General features: G+C 69.6%; 13 protein-coding genes. 4 read left to right on the top strand and 9 right to left on the bottom strand.

The features are described 5' to 3' along the window. Positions 1-219: 219 nt before the first annotated feature. Both pyrF and ACJ7VY_RS16210 read right to left on the bottom strand, forming a co-directional pair. Positions 220-939: an orotidine-5'-phosphate decarboxylase gene (gene pyrF / locus ACJ7VY_RS16205; RefSeq protein ID WP_054668457.1), complete on the bottom strand. Its 720-nt coding sequence runs from the start codon at positions 937-939 to the stop codon at positions 220-222. Next, positions 936-1,838, bottom strand: coding sequence for a 5'-nucleotidase, lipoprotein e(P4) family (locus ACJ7VY_RS16210; RefSeq protein ID WP_409476065.1), 903 nt, complete (start codon positions 1,836-1,838; stop codon positions 936-938). The genes pyrF and ACJ7VY_RS16210 overlap by 4 nt, the downstream gene beginning before the upstream one ends. Positions 1,839-1,957: 119 nt before the next feature. On the opposite strand from ACJ7VY_RS16210, the gene ACJ7VY_RS16215 reads away from it, so the two are divergent. Both ACJ7VY_RS16215 and ACJ7VY_RS16220 read left to right on the top strand, forming a co-directional pair. Continuing rightward, positions 1,958-2,617, top strand: coding sequence for a YceH family protein (locus tag ACJ7VY_RS16215; RefSeq protein WP_161614581.1), 660 nt, complete (start codon positions 1,958-1,960; stop codon positions 2,615-2,617). A gap of 291 nt (positions 2,618-2,908) precedes the next feature. Continuing rightward, on the top strand, positions 2,909-3,853 hold the full coding sequence (locus ACJ7VY_RS16220; RefSeq protein WP_313255955.1) for an IS481 family transposase: 945 nt from the start codon (positions 2,909-2,911) through the stop codon (positions 3,851-3,853). Here the strand turns inward: ACJ7VY_RS16220 and ACJ7VY_RS16225 are convergent. Together ACJ7VY_RS16225 and ACJ7VY_RS16230 are read right to left on the bottom strand one after the other, a co-directional pair. Continuing rightward, positions 3,850-4,371: a GNAT family N-acetyltransferase gene (locus tag ACJ7VY_RS16225; protein ID WP_104940007.1), complete on the bottom strand. Its 522-nt coding sequence runs from the start codon at positions 4,369-4,371 to the stop codon at positions 3,850-3,852. The genes ACJ7VY_RS16220 and ACJ7VY_RS16225 overlap by 4 nt on opposite strands. A 71-nt stretch (positions 4,372-4,442) precedes the next feature. Further along, positions 4,443-6,425 (bottom strand): UvrD-helicase domain-containing protein, encoded by a 1,983-nt coding sequence (locus tag ACJ7VY_RS16230; RefSeq protein ID WP_313256065.1) that lies wholly within the window; start codon positions 6,423-6,425, stop codon positions 4,443-4,445. A 109-nt stretch (positions 6,426-6,534) separates the two neighbouring features. Here ACJ7VY_RS16230 and ACJ7VY_RS16235 point away from each other — a divergent pair, with 109 nt between their 5' ends. Then, positions 6,535-7,284, top strand: a complete 750-nt coding sequence (locus tag ACJ7VY_RS16235) for a hypothetical protein (protein ID WP_313247995.1) — start codon at positions 6,535-6,537, stop codon at positions 7,282-7,284. Positions 7,285-7,419: 135 nt separating this feature from the next. Beyond that, the gene (locus tag ACJ7VY_RS16240) at positions 7,420-8,040 is read left to right on the top strand and encodes a thymidine kinase (RefSeq protein WP_409476066.1); all 621 of its coding nucleotides are present in this window, start codon (positions 7,420-7,422) and stop codon (positions 8,038-8,040) included. Between the two features lie 57 nt (positions 8,041-8,097). Here ACJ7VY_RS16240 and ACJ7VY_RS16245 read toward each other — a convergent pair whose 3' ends face one another. The 5 genes from ACJ7VY_RS16245 to ACJ7VY_RS16265 form a co-directional block, all read right to left on the bottom strand. Then, positions 8,098-9,543, bottom strand: coding sequence for an MFS transporter (locus tag ACJ7VY_RS16245; RefSeq protein ID WP_240213066.1), 1,446 nt, complete (start codon positions 9,541-9,543; stop codon positions 8,098-8,100). A 271-nt stretch (positions 9,544-9,814) separates the two neighbouring features. Further along, positions 9,815-11,410 (bottom strand): glucan biosynthesis protein D, encoded by a 1,596-nt coding sequence (locus tag ACJ7VY_RS16250; RefSeq protein ID WP_313247993.1) that lies wholly within the window; start codon positions 11,408-11,410, stop codon positions 9,815-9,817. A 105-nt stretch (positions 11,411-11,515) separates the two neighbouring features. Continuing rightward, positions 11,516-12,328: a bifunctional DNA-formamidopyrimidine glycosylase/DNA-(apurinic or apyrimidinic site) lyase gene (mutM, locus tag ACJ7VY_RS16255; RefSeq protein WP_293758913.1), complete on the bottom strand. Its 813-nt coding sequence runs from the start codon at positions 12,326-12,328 to the stop codon at positions 11,516-11,518. Positions 12,329-12,480: 152 nt separating this feature from the next. Then, positions 12,481-12,852 (bottom strand): hypothetical protein, encoded by a 372-nt coding sequence (locus ACJ7VY_RS16260; RefSeq protein WP_104940012.1) that lies wholly within the window; start codon positions 12,850-12,852, stop codon positions 12,481-12,483. Further along, positions 12,849-14,051, bottom strand: a complete 1,203-nt coding sequence (locus tag ACJ7VY_RS16265) for an acyl-CoA desaturase (RefSeq protein ID WP_104940013.1) — start codon at positions 14,049-14,051, stop codon at positions 12,849-12,851. The genes ACJ7VY_RS16260 and ACJ7VY_RS16265 overlap by 4 nt, the downstream gene beginning before the upstream one ends. Between the last annotated feature and the right edge of the window lie 86 nt (positions 14,052-14,137).

Here is a 14,137-nt window from a genome sequence, read left to right on the forward strand (position 1 = left end):
GCCTGTACGGTGACAGCGGCAAGCGCGGACGCGAAACCGGCGCCGCCCGGGTTACAGGCAAAAAAAAAGAGGCCGCCCCGTTGCCGGTGGCGAACCTCCTCAAGCCGGCGGAGCCGGGGACATGTGACACATCACCGGCAGGGCCGGGACGGGGCACAGCCTACGCGCCCGCTTCAGTTAATGCAACACTTCATAAATCAATACTTAACTCATTGATTTTCAATTGAAGAAATCCGCAATCTCGCGCTGCATGGCCTGGGCTGCGGCGCGCGGATCCGGCGCCAGCCGGATCGGCCGGCCGACGACGATGGCGTCGGCGCCATCGGCGAACGCCTGGTCCACGCCGACGGTGCGCTGCTGGTCGTCACCCACCGGGCCGCCGGGACGGATGCCCGGGCAGACGATGGAGAAACCACGGCCGGTGGCGGCGCGGATCGGCGCGGCCTCCTGGCCGGAGGCGATCACGCCGTCGATGCCGGCGCGCTGCGCGGCCAGCGCGCGTTCCACCACCACGTCCACCGGCTCGCGGTCGATGCCCATCTGCGCCAGGTCGGGGCGGCCCATCGAGGTCAGCACGGTCACCGCCAGCAGGCGCATGTCCGAGGTGTTGGCCGCGACGGCGGCCTGCATCATCGCCGGATGCCAGCCGTGGATCGTGCAGTAGCTCACCGGCCACTGCGACAGCCGCCGGATGACGCCGGCGACGGTGGCCGGAATATCGAAGAACTTCAGGTCCACGAACACGCGCTTGTCGCGCCTGGCCAGTTCGTCCAGCACGGCGAAGTACTCGCCCGAAGCCAGCAGTTCCATGCCGATCTTGTAGAACGACACCGCATCGCCCAGCCGCTCGACCCAGTCGATGGCCTCGGCGCGCCCAGGCACGTCCAGCGCGAAGATCAGGCGCTCGTCGGTGCGCAGCGGCAGCGGCCCGCGGCTCATTGGGCCAGCTCCAGCGCGGCGCGCTTGGCGGTGCGGCGCTCGGCTTCGGGCAACGACCAGGCATTGTTGAACTGCGCCGGCTCCCAGCCGCCATAGGTGGGATTGGACAGCATCCACCAGCGCTGCCCGAACCAGCCCTGGTGGGCCTGCAGCAGCGCATCGCGGCCGGCCTGGGTGTTGACCCCGATCGCGGCGAAGTCGCTGAGCTGGTCGCCGAACTGCATCAGCACCCGGTACTGCCGCGCCACCAGCTGGCGGCGGCAGGCCTTCTCGCTGCCTTCCTGCTCGCAGCCGGGCACGTACTTGTCCAGGCCCAGGTAGACGTCGTCGCCGGCCACCGGGAAGCCCAGCCGGCGCAGGTTGGCCAGGGTGACGTCCTTCATGTGCTCGGTGCGGTTGGTGACGTAGATCATGGTCACGCCCTTGGCCGCCGCGGCCTGCGCGAACTCGACCGCGCCCGGCAGCGCGCCGGCCTTGCCTTCGGACACCCAGGCGTCCCAGCTGACGTCGTCGTAGCTGCCGCCGTTGCGCACCAGCCGCGCCTGGTAGGGCGAGTTGTCCAGCACGGTTTCGTCCACGTCCACCACCACCGCCGGCTTCAGCCCGGGCGACTGCTGGCTGCCGCCTTCCTGCGGCAGCAGCGCGGTCCAGGACGGATCGGCGAGCGCGCGGTCCAGCTGCGCGGCGGCGGCGCGCCAGGTCTGCAGGGCGTTGGCGCGGTATTCCTGCGAGCGCTGCACCCACAGCACCGCGTTCAGGTTGTCATTGGGGCCATCGCTGGCGGCCGCCAGCGGCGCCGGGACGGCGGGCTCGCCGTGGACCAGGGGCCGGGACGTGCTGCACGCGGCCAGCGACAGCAGCGCGCCGGCGAGCAGGAGGGAGTGGCGGATTCGGGACATGGGCACGGCTACCGGACAGAACGAAAACCCGGCAAGTTTACCGGCTCGCCACCCGCCCGGCGTCGGCGACGTGCCCTCGGCTATGCTTGCGCCCCCTCGCGCGACCGGATGCCGACACGATGACCGACACCCCTGCCCCCTTGCCCGTACCCGTGCTCGACGCCGCGCAGATGCGCGTGCTCGGCTGCCTGGTCGAGAAGGAAGCGACCACGCCCGAGACCTACCCGCTGACCGTCAACGCCGCGCAGACCGCGGCCAACCAGAAGACCGCGCGCGACCCGGTGATGAACCTGGATGCGGGTACCGTGCAGCACGCCCTGCGCCAGCTGGAAGCGATGGGCCTGGCCCGCCAGCATTTCTCCGCGCGCGCCGAACGCTATGAACACCTGCTTGGCGGCAAGCTGGACCTGCCACGGCAGCAGGTCGCGCTGCTGGGCCTGCTGTTGCTGCGCGGCCCGCAGACCGCCGGCGAGCTGGCCACGCGCAGCGAGCGGATGGCGAAGTTCGCCGACGCCGAGGACCTGCGCCACCAGCTCGGGCGCCTGATCCAGCGGGGGCTGGCGGTGCAGCTGCCACGCGCGGCCGGCCAGCGCGAGGACCGCTACATGCACCTGCTCGGCGGCCCGGTGGACGTGGACGCGCTGGCGGCGCAGTTCCGCGCACCCGCGGGTGCGGCGGCGGACAACGGCGCGCTGGAGGACCGCGTGGCGCAGCTCGAAGCCACCGTGGCGGCGCTGCAGGAACAGCTGGCGCAGCTGCAGTCCCGGCTGGACGATTGAACCAACGTAGCTGCGGGGCCTGCCCCACAGAGGGCATTGCCCGGAACGGTTGAGCCAACGTAGCTGCGGGGCTTGCCCCGCAGGGGCATCACCGTGGACGCCCCGCCAGCGGCCAAGGCCCACCGCCGCGCCGCGATGCATGCCGCGGCCATGCCTCCGGCAGGCGCGCCCCGCCGCCCGGGCACGTCCCAGGTGCGGCCCGGGCTAGCTGTGATCTCTCAGTAGGTTGTTCATCCGGGGCATCGCTGGAAGATGGGGGTTACGAAGCCAACCAGCCCCCAGGAGCCCCGGATGAACCTGCATAAACATGCCCGTTTGAGCCCACGCGGTCGAGCCCTGCTTGTGGACCGCATCCTGGTGCAGGGCCTGCGCATTGAAGAGGCCGCCCACGCGGCCGGCGTGAGCGTACGCACGGCCTATAAGTGGCTCAAGCGCTACCGGGAGGAGGGTCCGGATGGTTTGACGGACCGCAGCTCCCGACCGCATTCCAGTCCCCACGCCCTATCCCCGGTGATCGTGGCGCAGGTGCTGGAGCAGCGCCGCTCATGCCAGACCTATCGCCAGATTGCCCAGCGCCTGTCCGTGGCGCCAAGCACCATCGCCCGGGTGCTGCGCCGCGCCGGCCTGCATCGGCTGGCCGAACTGGAACCGGCGCTGCCGCACAACCGCTACGAATACGCCCTGCCGGGCCAACTGCTGCATCTGGATATCAAGAAGCTGGGGCGGATCGGTTCCCCCGGCCACCGTGTCACCGGCGACCGGTCGCGCCGGCACCGGGGCATCGGCTGGGAATACGTCCACCTGGCCATCGACGATCACTCGCGCGTGGCCTTCGCCTCCATCGAGCCGGACGAGCGCGGGACCAGTGCCTGCAAGGCCCTGATCCGTACGGTGCGCTACTACCGCAGCCTGGGCGTGTGCTTCGAGCGGGTGTTGACCGACAATGGCACCTGCTACAGGTCGCGCCGCTTCCAGCGCCTGGTCCGTCGGCTCGGCCTGCGCCACCTGCGCACGCGTCCCTATACGCCCCGCACCAACGGCAAGGCCGAACGTCTGGTGCAGACCAGCCTGCGCGAATGGGCCTATGCCCGCGCCTATGACAACTCCGGGCAGCGCGCCGATGCCCTCCATGGCTGGTTGCACCACTACAACTGGCACCGCCCTCACGCCAGTCTTGGCTACAAACCACCCATCTCCCGCATACCACTGAACAACCTGCTGGGTTTACACAGCTAGCCCGTCGCCGGCGTGTTGAGGAACAGCAGCAGGTCCTCGTCCTTGCCGGGCAGGCGCACGCTGCCGTTGGCCTGGAATCCAAGCTTTTCCAGCAATGCGACCGACCGCGCGTTGCCCGGCGTCACGATCGCGCACAGCGCCCCCAGCCGCAGCACAGCGCGTGCATGGCCCAGCACCGCCCGCGCCGCCTCCAGCGCATAGCCCTGGCCGGTATGCCGCGCGAGCAGGGCGTAGCCGAGATCGGCATGCGGCAGCGCGGCGCGGTGCACCAGCCCGGCATTGCCCAGCCAGGCGCCGTCGCTGCGCCGCTCGACCGCGTACATGCCGTAGCCGTGCCGTTCGTAGCTCACCATCGGCCCGTTGCGGATGCAGTCCCGCGCCTGTTCCAGGGTCCGCACCCCGCGGTCGCCGATGTAGCGGTGGAAGCCCGGCTCGTTGAGCAGCTCCAGCATCGCCGCGGCATCGCCGTCGTCGTCGCGCAGCAGGCGCAGGCGCAGTCGTTCGGTTTCTATCAGCATTGCCTGGCCCGCCGCGGTCGTTGCATGCAGGGTCGCTCCACGCAGGCGTGGGCGCAAGCGTCCGCCGGCGGCTAGTCGAACAGCGCCTGGATCGCCGCCAACCCGGCCTGCGCGCGTTCCTTCTTGTGCGCGGCGTCGGCCACCGGGTCGGCGCCGTCGCGCTGGATCTCGGCCGCCGGCAGCTCGTCGAAGAAGCGGCTGGGCTTGAGCCGCACGTGCTCGCCGAACTTGCGGGTCAGGCGGCTGTAGCTCATCCACAGCTGGATCTTGGCGCGGGTGATGCCCACGTACAGCAGGCGCCGCTCTTCCTGCAGGTTGCCCTCGTCGAGGCTGACCTGGTGCGGCAGCACGCCGTCCTCGCAGCCGACGATGAACACATACGGGAACTCCAGGCCCTTGGAGGCGTGCAGGGTCATCATCCGCACCTGGTTGCCGCCGTCGTCCTTGTCGCTGCGCGAGATCAGCGCCAGCTGCGCGGCCATGTCCGCGGCACTGGCGCCACGCGGGCCGTTCTCGAACCACGAGGCCAGCTCCTCGAGGTTGGCGGCGCGGCGCTCGTAGCCGGCGGTGTCCTTGGCCTGGTGGCGCAGCTCGGCCAGCAGGCCCGAATCCTTGGCCACGCGCCGCACCAGGTCGCCGGAGGACATCTGCCGCATGTCCATGCGCAGCGCGCGCAGGATGTCGGTGAAGCGGCTCAGGCTGTTGGCCGCGCGCGGCGGCAACTGCGCCAGCGCGCCCATCGCCTCGGCGGCCTGCGCCATCGACATGCCCTTGTCCGATGCCAGCTCCGCCAGCTTGGCCAGGGTACCGGCGCCGACGTCGCGCTTGGGCGCCTGCACCGCGCGCATGAACGCGGTGTCGTCGTCGGGGTTCACCAGCAGCCGCAGCCAGGCCAGGGTGTCCTTCACTTCCTGCCGTTCCAGGAACACGGTGCCGCCGGTCAGGTGGTAGGGCACCCCGACCATCTGCAGCGCCTTTTCCAGTGGCCGGCTCTGGAAGTTGCCGCGGAACAGGATGCAGAAATCGCTCCAGGGCACGCGCCGGCTGGTGGCGATGAACTGGATCTCGGCGGCCACCTTTTCCGCTTCGTGCTCGCTGTTGCGGCATTCCCACACGCGGATGCGCTCGCCGTCGGCCTGGTCGGACCACAGCGTCTTCAGGTGCTCGTGCGGGTTGTGCGCGATCAGCGCGTTGGCCGCGCGCAGCACGCGGTTGGAACAACGGTAGTTCTGTTCGAGCTTGATGATCTGCAGCGACGGGTATTCCAGCGCCATGTTCTGCAGGTTCTCGGGGTTGGCGCCACGCCAGGCGTAGATCGACTGGTCGTCGTCGCCCACGCAGGTGAAGTTGCCGGCCGGGCCGGCCAGCTGCTTGAGCAGCCGGTACTGGGCATCGTTGGTGTCCTGGCACTCGTCCACCAGCAGGTAGCCGATGCGTTCGCGCCAGGCCAGGGCGATGTCCGGGTTCTCTTCCAGCACCTGCACCGGCAACCGGATCAGGTCGTCGAAATCGACCGCGTTGAAGGCGGTCAGCCGCGCCTGGTACAGCGCGTAGACCATCGCCGCGTCCTTCTCGCGGTTGCTGCGCGCGGCGGCCATCGCCTGTTCCGGCGACAGGCCGCTGTTCTTGGCCCGCGAAATCAGGTTCTTCATGTCCTCGATGTCGTCGGGCTTGGCATTGCCGCCGCCGAGCAGGTCCTTGACCTGGGCGGCCGCATCGTCGGCATCGAAGATCGAGAACCCGCGCTTCAGCCCCACCGCGGCGTGTTCGATCTGCAGGAACTTCAGCCCCAGCGCGTGGAACGTGCAGATGGTCACGTCCTCGGCCTGCCCACCGTGCAGGCGCTTGGCCACGCGCTCGCGCATTTCCTTGGCCGACTTGTTGGTGAAGGTGATCGCGGCGATGCGGCGGGCGCTGTAGCGGCCACTGCCGATCAGGTGGGCGATCTTCTCCACGATCACCCGGGTCTTGCCGCTGCCGGCGCCGGCCAGCACCAGCAGGGGGCCTTGGGTGTGCAGCACCGCCGCGCGTTGGGGGGGATTGAGGGAGTCCAGCATGGGTATGGGGGGGGATATCGTTATGGATTCTAGCGAGAATCCATGTGCTACGCTCCGCCACAGCCAAGGATCCGGAGGCTGTATGCGCAGAATAGGGAATGTAGGGGTGTTGCTACTTGCAGCCGTCTGTATCGCTGTTTTACCCACCAGCGCCGCAACCGCACAGTCGTCGGGCGTGCCACAGGAATTCGACCAGGATCTTGTAGCTGCGGGGCTCCTGTCGTCCCACCCGGACATCCTGTATCGGAATTTCGGCATGGACCTTCTGGGACGCGGCCACCACGAGAGGGGGATGAAGGCGCTTCTGCGTGCAGCAAGCTATTCCGACAAGCCCTCACAGGCCATCATCGCCGAGGCCTACCTGGAAGGCCGGTTTGGACTTCACCGCGATCCCGCCACGGCCTACGTATGGATGGATATGGCCGCCGAACGGGGCTATCCGGAACTCGTAGTGCTTCGTGAAAAATACTGGGCCAACCTGACTGCGGCAGAACGCTCTCAGGCTCTGGCGTCCGGCTCTTCGATATATACACGCTACGGGGACGAAGTCGCCAGGCCGAAGCTGGCGAGGGTGCTGCGGCGAGGCATGCGCGAAGTGACCGGAAGCCGCACGGGTTTCGGGGGCAGCGTGACCATCGTGGGGCCTCTGCTGGAAGGTGGAAGCGGGGCTCCATCGGCCTCTCACGATGCGGCGGCCGTCCCATCGACACGTATTCCGGGCGGCAAGTTCTATCACTCTTCGCTCTGGCAACCCCAGCAATACTTTCGACAACAGGACATGGACTGGAAGGAGCGTGTTGGTCCCACACTTTTCTCCCAGGTCAGGGTCGGCCGACCGGTCATGGACAGGCCGTAATCGCCTGCGTCTTGCGCGCCCGGGTTTCGGCAGCCGTCGGCATGAGCTGAGCTCGGTTTCCGGGTAACCGGTGCCCTTGGGGGAGCCCCTCGATATCGGTGCGCGCCTGGACCACGCGCCCGGCTAAAATGCCCCATGGCCAAGCTCTACTTCTACTACTCGGCGATGAACGCCGGGAAGACCACCACTTTGCTGCAATCGGGGCACAACTACCGCGAACGCGGCATGCGCGTGGCGATCCTGACCCCGCGCCTGGACCACCGCGCCGGCCACGGCGTGGTCGCCTCGCGGATCGGTCTGCAGGCCGAGGCCACCGCTTTCGACCACGACACCGACCTGCAGCGCCTGGTCGAAGGCGACATCGCCGCGCACGGGCGGCTGGGCTGCGTGCTGGTGGACGAGGCGCAGTTCCTGACCAAGGCGCAGGTGTGGCAGCTGAGCGAGGTGGTGGACCAGCTGCGCATCCCGGTGCTGTGCTACGGCCTGCGCACCGATTTCCGCGGCGAGCTGTTCGAGGGCAGCCAGTACCTGCTGGCGTGGGCCGACGAGATGCAGGAGATCAAGACCATCTGCCACAGCGGCAAGAAGGCGACCATGACCGTGCGCGTGGACGGGAACGGCTTCGCGGTGCAGGACGGGCCGCAAGTGGAGATCGGTGGCAACGACCGCTACGTGTCGGTCAGCCGCGCCGAGTTCAAGAAGATCACCCGCGGCGAGGGCCGGATCGAACCGATGCAGGCGCCGCTGCCCCTGTGACGGCACGGCCGTGGCGCCGGCATCCGCGGCCGGCGCGGCGGCTGGCCAGCGGCGGGCTCAATGCCCGCCTTCGGCGGCCAGCCGGTCTAGGTCGATGCCCTGGCGGCGCAGGATCGCGGCCGAGCGCAGCGCGTAGAACGCCAGGTAGGCGAAGCACGCCACGCCCACCCAGAAGCTCATGTGGATGCCGGCGGTGTCGGCCAGCACGCCCTGCAGCAGCGGCACCAGCGCGCCGCCCATGATCATCATCACCAGCAGGCTGCTGCCCTGGTTGGTATGGCGGCCGAGCCCGGCGATGGCCAGTGCGAACACGCACGGCCACATGGTGCTGCAGAACAGGCCCGAGCTGATGAAGGCCATGGCGCTGGTGCGGCCGTCGCTGGCCATGCCCACCAGCAGCGCGGCGATGCCGCACAAGGCGAAGTACAGCAGCATCCGCGCCGGGTTGCCGCGGCTGAGCAGGGTGGCGGCGATCATCACCACGATCACCCCGGCATAGCCGTAGAACTGCGCCACCTCGTGGCGCAGCGCCGCGTTCACCGCCAGGAACACGCCGAAGGCGACGAACGGCAGGACCAGGGTCAGCATGCGCCTGGCGCCGCCGGCAATCTCGAACGCGCCGGCGGCGCCGGTCCAGCGGCCGATCATCAGGCTGGCCCAGTACAGCGACACGTAGGGCGCGACCGCGGCCGTGTCCACGCCCAGGTGCTCGCGCATGTAGGCCGGCAGGTGCGCGCCGGTGGACACTTCCACCCCGACGTAGAGGAAGATCGCGAGCATGCCCAGCAGCAGCTGCGGGTAGGCGAACGCCGAGGACCGGTGCGCCAGGCTGGCGGTGTCCTGCGCCTCGCTGCGGGCGACGCCCTCCAGGTCGATATGGTTGGGCACCGAGGAGAATTTCAGGAACAGCGCCACCAGCACGAAGGCCGCGCCCAGCACCAGGTAGGGCATCTTGACGCTCTCGATGCTGGCTTCGGTGTTGCCGCTGGCCACGCTGCCGAAGATCGCCACGCTGACCAGCAGCGGGCCGATGGTGGTGCCGAAGTTGTTGACCCCACCGGCCAGGGTCAGGCGCTGCGCGCCGGTGGCCGGATTGCCCATCACGATGGCCAGCGGGTTGGCCGCGATCTGCTGCAGCGAGAACCCCAGGCCGACGATGAACAGGCCCGACAGCATCAGCACGAACGAGCCGCTGTTGGCCGCCGGATAGAACAGCAGCGTGCCCAGTGCCGACACCAGCAGGCCCAGGCAGATGCCGTTGCGGTAGCCGATGCGGTTGAGCAGGTCCTGGCCCGCGAGCCGGGAGACGCCGAAATAGGCCAGCGAGCCGACCGTGTAGGCGATGTAGAACGCGAACGACACCAGCTGGCTCTGCGCGTGGCTGAGGTTGAAGGCCTTCTGGAAGACCGGGATCAGGATGTCGTTGCTGGCGGCGACGAAGCCCCAGAAAAAAAACACCGTGATGAGCACACCGAACTGCGACCAGCGGGTTTTCTGCGTCATGGCATCCCGATCTCGTTGTCGTCGTCACCGCGGGCGCGCCAGGTCCGCCCTTGCGGCGCCGTGGAGGGCCCTTGCGCTACGGTCGCCTCGCGCCATGCGCCTTCCCCGGGCGGCGACGGACCGTCGGCCGTTTTAGGCGCGATCCGGCGATGCTGTCAACGGATGCCTGCCGATGCACCGGTCAGCGCGCGTGCACGGTGCCGGCCGACGGCCCGGCCGTTGCGCCGCAGCCCCCGGCCGCACACTGCCGGACATGCCGGGACGCGGCGGCTCAGTACAGCGTGCGCTGGTCCGCCGGCGGCGGGTTGTACTGGTACAGCCAGGTCTCGGTAAGGGCCTTGCCGCCGCTGCGCAGGTACAGGCGGATGTCGATCTGCCCGGTCCCGTTGTCGGGCGGCACCAGGTCGAACATGGCGCGGTAGCCGTTGATCTCGCGCAGCGGCCGGGCCGACACCACTTCCACCCGGCCACTGCTGGCTTGCACCACCGCCTCGACCTCGGCCTTGTCGATCAGGCTGGCCAGGTCGCCGCCCTCGAAGTCCACCGCGAAGCGCCAGGAGAAATACTCGCGCTTCTTGCCGATCACCCCGCCCAGCCCGGTGCGGCTGGCCACGCAGTAGCCCAGCGGCGGCCGCGCCGGCGGTTGCGCGCCCCAGTACAGCCGGTAGCCGACCAGCAGTTCCTGCCCCGGCTGCGGCTTCTGCTTCGGGTTCCAGAACGCGACGATGTTGTCGAAGGTCTCGTCGACGGTGGGAATCTCCACCAGCTGCACCGAGCCCTCTCCCCATTGCCCCTTCGGCTCGACCCACAGGCACGGGCGCTTCTCGTAGAACACGCCGTCGTCCTGGTAATGGTCGAAATCGCGGTCGCGCTGCAGCAGGCCGAAGCCGCGCGGGTTGTTGTCCACGAACATGTTGAAGCGCAGCTGCGCCGGGTTGCACAGCGGGCGCCAGATCCACTCGCCGGCGCCGCTCCACATCGACAGGCCGTCGGTATCGTGGATCTCCGGGCGCCAGTCCCAGGCCATGCGGCGGTCGTTCTCGCCCACCTGGTACATGCTGGTGCACGGGGCGATGCCCAGCCGCTCGATCTCGCGGCGCGGGTACAGCGCGCTGTCGATGTCCATCAGCAGCACGTCGCCGTTGGTGATGGCGAAGCGGTAGGCGCCGGCCACGCTCGGCGAATCCAGCAGGCCATAGACGACCACGGTGTCCGAATCGCGCGCGGGCTGTTCCAGGTAGTAGGCGATGAAATCAGGGAATTCCTCCGGCCTGCCGGTACCGGTGTCGATCGCCAGTCCGCGCGCGGACTGGCCGTACTGGCCCTCCTTGCCCACCGCGCGGAAGTAGCTGGCGCCCAGGAACGCGGCGAAGTCGCGCTCGGTGTCGCTGCGGGTGTTGAGGCGGAAGCCGGCGAAGCCCAGGTCTGGCGGCAGCCGCCCGCCGTGGATGCCGCTGTTGCCGTAATCGAACGCGGCGCCGTCGTAGGCCAGCTCCTGCGCCTGGCCGTCGACCACGTCGAACATGCGCACCGGCGAATGGAAGTACAGGCCCAGGTGGAAGAACTTCGCCTGGAACCTGCCGGGCTGGTCGGCCCACAGCGCGTGGTCCTGGCGGTAGCGGATGGACTGGTACTGGTCCCAGTCCAGCGCTTCCACTTCCGGCGGCAGGGTGCGCTTGTGGCTGCGGTACGGTGCCTGCGACAGCGCGCGCGCCTGGCCCTTGAGCGCGGCGAAGTCGAACGGCTGCGGCTGGCCGATGCGACGCAGGCCCACCTGCCGTTCGGCGGCGGCGCAGGCCGGCAGCGCCGGCAGTCCGAAGGCGGCCAGGGCCAGCGAGGCGCGCTGGAGGAAGTCGCGTCGATCCATGCGGTCGTCCGGTGAGGGGTGGGCGGATGATAGGCAGCGGCGGGTGAACGAAGGTAAGCCGCGGGTGAAGGCCGGCCCGGCCACGCGCCGGCCCGCCGCGGCCGCTCAGCGCTGGCAGTGGCCGCACCACACGCTGGCGCGCTGGCCGATGCTGGCATGGCGCAGCGGGCGCCCGCAGCGCACGCAGGCCTGGCCTTCGCGTCCGTACACCGACAACTCCTGCTCGAAGTAGCCGGGGGCGCCGTCGGGACTGATGAAATCGCGCAGGGTGGTGCCGCCGCGGGTGATGGCATGGCCGAGGATGTCCTTCACCGCGGTGGCCAGGCGCTGGTAGCGCTCGCGCGACACCTTGCCGGCCTCGCGCAGCGGATTGATCCCGGCCATGAACAGGCTTTCGGCGGCATAGATGTTGCCGACGCCGACGACGATGCGCTGGTCCATCAGGAAGGTCTTGACCGGTGCGCTGCGGCCGCGGCTGCGCGCGAACAGGTAGTCGCCGTCGAACGCCGCGTCCAGCGGCTCGGGGCCGAGCCCGCGCAGCAGTTCGTGGGTCTGGCCCGGCGGCTGCCACAGCAGGCAACCAAACCGGCGCGGGTCGTTGAAACGCAGCAGGCGCCCGTCCTCGAGGCTGATGTCGACGTGGTCGTGCGCGCGCACCGGGGTGTCGCCGGGCAGCACGCGCAGGCTGCCGGACATGCCCAGGTGCAGCAGCGCGCTGCCGGCATCGGTATCGAGCAGCAGGTACTTGGCGCGGCGGCGGATCGCGGCGATGCGCTGGCCGGGCAACGCCCGCTCGATGTCCGGTGGAATCGGCCAGCGCAGGTCCGGCCGGCGCAGGATCACGCCATGGATGCGGCGCCCCTGCAGGTGCGGTTCCAGGCCGCGGCGGGTGGTTTCTACTTCGGGCAGTTCGGGCATGGCGGCCATTGTAGGCGTGGGACCACGCCACCGCGCCGCGCTGTCGCTCCAGGCAGGCGGCAGGCCACGGCAGAGGCGGGCTTGCCCCGCGCCCGGGCGTTCCCGGCATGGCCGCTTGTCGGGCAGGCCCCGCCAGGCCGGGAGAGCCACGGTCAACGCGGCGGCGCCATCAGCTCGCGTGCATCCAGGAAGCCATCGCCGTTGGCATCCTGCCGGTGGAATCGGGCGAGGATCGCCTGCTCGTGCTGGTCGCGGGTGATCGGCCGGCCGCGGCCGCCGGGCTGTTCCGCCGGCTCCAGCACGCCGTTGCCGTCGCGGTCCATGCGCTCGAAGGCGTAGCGCATCCATCGCAGGTATTCGTCCGGCGCGACCCGGCCGTCGCCATCCAGATCCATGCGCCGCAGGTAGTCGCCGGCGTCCTGCACCTGTGCCGGTGCGGCCCAGGGCAGCAGCGCCGCCAGCAGGGCCGGCAGGCGCCGCGCGGGGCGGCGCCCATGGCCCGGTGCGGCGGCGCGGGTGGTCATGCCGCGTTGAGCGAGTAACCCTTCAGCCGCGCCGCATAGGCCTGCAGCGCGGCCACGCCGCTGGCCTCGGCCTCGTGGCACCACTGCTGCAGGTGGCGCAGGCGCTCGGCGGCGTCATGGGTGCGCGCCTCCAGCAGTGCCGACAGGCGCGCACGGTGCTCCACCAGCAGCTGGATGCGCGGGCGCTGGCTCACCCACTGCTGCAGCTGCTCGCGGCAGGCCGGCTTGAGCCAGCGGCCGTCATTGACCAGGCCCTTGCGCATGCGCCGCGGCAGCATCTTGCGCAGCTTGGCGCCGGCGGCGGCCGCCTCTTCACGCAGGGCCGGGGCGAACACGTTGCGCTGGTAATCGGTCATCGCCTGGAAGCGGTGCGACAGCAGTGCCTTGAGGGTGTCGGTATCGGGCACGGCGATGTTCGGGCGGATGTCCATGGTCGGCGCCACGCGCAGCACCTTGGCCAGGCCCAGCGCCTGCAGCAGGCGGATCGCCTGCCAGCCGATGTCGAACTCCCAGCGGCGCATCGAGAAGCGCGCCGAACTGGGGAAGGCGTGGTGGTTGTTGTGCAGCTCCTCGCCGCCGATCCAGAACGCCCACGGCGTCAGGTTGGTCGAGGTGTCGGCCGATTCGAAGTTGCGGTAACCCCACCAGTGGCCCAGGCCGTTGACCACGCCGGCGGCCCAGAACGGGATCCATGCCATCTGGATCGCCCACAGGGCGATGCCCGGCAGGCCGAACAGCACGAAGTTCAGCGCGAACAGCACCACCGGGCCGAGGTTGGCGTGCGGGGTGTAGAGCCGGCGTTCGATCCAGTCCTCGGGCGCGCCGCGGCCGTACTGCTCGATGTCGGCGCGCATCGTGCGGGCCTCGCGGTACAGCTCGACGCCGCGCCAGAACACGCGGCCGATGCCCTTGGTCACCGGGCTGTGCGGGTCCTCGTCGGTTTCCACCTTGGCGTGGTGCTTGCGATGGATGGCCACCCACTCGCGGGTGATCATCGAGGTGGTCAGCCAGGTCCAGAAGCGGAAGAAGTGCGCGACCAGCGGGTGGAAGTCCACGCCGCGGTGGGCCTGGCTGCGGTGCAGGTACAGGGTGACCGCGAAGATGGTGAGCTGGGTGAACACCAGCAGCACTGCCAGCATGCCCCACCAGCCCAGGCCGGCGACGCCGCCGGTGAGGAAGTCGAGGAGGGTATCGGGCATCGCGGAACTCCAGGCCGTTCGGTGGCGGATGAAACTGTGGATACACATGATGGGGCCTGCGGCGGCAAACTTCATCCACCCGGCGC

The sequence above is a fragment of the Stenotrophomonas sp. Y-13 genome (assembly GCF_046267925.1).
In the GTDB taxonomy this organism is placed as follows: Bacteria; Pseudomonadota; Gammaproteobacteria; order Xanthomonadales; family Xanthomonadaceae; genus Stenotrophomonas; species Stenotrophomonas acidaminiphila_A.